This window comes from Rhodococcus sp. BS-15 (assembly GCF_000813105.1).
Lineage (GTDB): Bacteria > Actinomycetota > Actinomycetes > Mycobacteriales > Mycobacteriaceae > Rhodococcoides.
Genome location: NZ_BAOX01000595.1, coordinates 1 through 810, shown reverse-complemented (window position 1 = coordinate 810; position 810 = coordinate 1). Strand labels below are relative to the sequence as shown.

General features: G+C 70.5%; 2 protein-coding genes. Both read left to right on the top strand.

The window, feature by feature from the left end; all coding sequences use genetic code 11:
- On the top strand, nucleotides 1-578 hold a 578-nt coding region (locus RHBS_RS28160; protein ID WP_272913906.1), incomplete at its 5' end, for a glutamate ligase domain-containing protein.
- A partial coding sequence (locus RHBS_RS28155) for a Mur ligase domain-containing protein (RefSeq protein WP_237669883.1) occupies nucleotides 575-810 on the top strand: 236 nt, incomplete at its 3' end. The genes RHBS_RS28160 and RHBS_RS28155, both read left to right, overlap by 4 nt.

Genomic DNA, 810 nt, shown 5'->3' with positions numbered 1-810 from the left:
TGGCGACCTGCGCGGCCGCCGGGGCCGATGTGCGCAGCGCCGTGACCGGGGTCGCGACGGTCGACGTGCCGGGTCGCGTACAGCGGATCGATCGTGGGCAGAACTTTCTGGCGGTGGTCGACTACGCGCACAAGCCTGCGGCCGTCGAGGCCGTGCTGGCGACCCTGCGCGAATCCTCGCGCGGACGGATCGCAGTGGTGCTCGGAGCAGGTGGCGACCGCGACACCGCGAAGCGTCCCCTGATGGGTGCCGCCGGAGCACGCGGTGCCGAGCTGTTGGTGGTGACCGACGACAACCCGCGAAGCGAGGATCCGGCCACCATTCGGCAGGCCGTCGAGGACGGCGCGCTGTCGGTGCCGGACGAGGCTCGCGGTGAAGTACGGAACGTGGCAGGCCGCGCAGCGGCGATCGAACAGGCCGTGGCGTGGGCACGCGAAGGGGATGTTGTGTTGATCGCAGGTAAAGGGCACGAAACCGGCCAAGAGGTAGCGGGCGTGAAGCATCCGTTCGACGACCGAGTGATACTCGCCTCGGCCATCGATGCGCGCCGGGTCGGCACGAGCGCGGGCGTACGGTGATCCCGCTCTCGATCGACCGCATCGCCGAGATCGTCGGAGGCACGGTGCACGACGTGCCGGATCCGGCGGTCGTGGTGCCGGGACCGGTGGAGTTCGACTCCCGCAAGGTGACCACCGGCAGTATCTTCCTGGCCCTTCCCGGAGCCAAGGTGGACGGTCACGACCATGCCGCCGACGCGGTGGCCGCAGGTGCGGCACTGGTGTTGGCCGCGCGCCCGGTGGGCGTACCGGA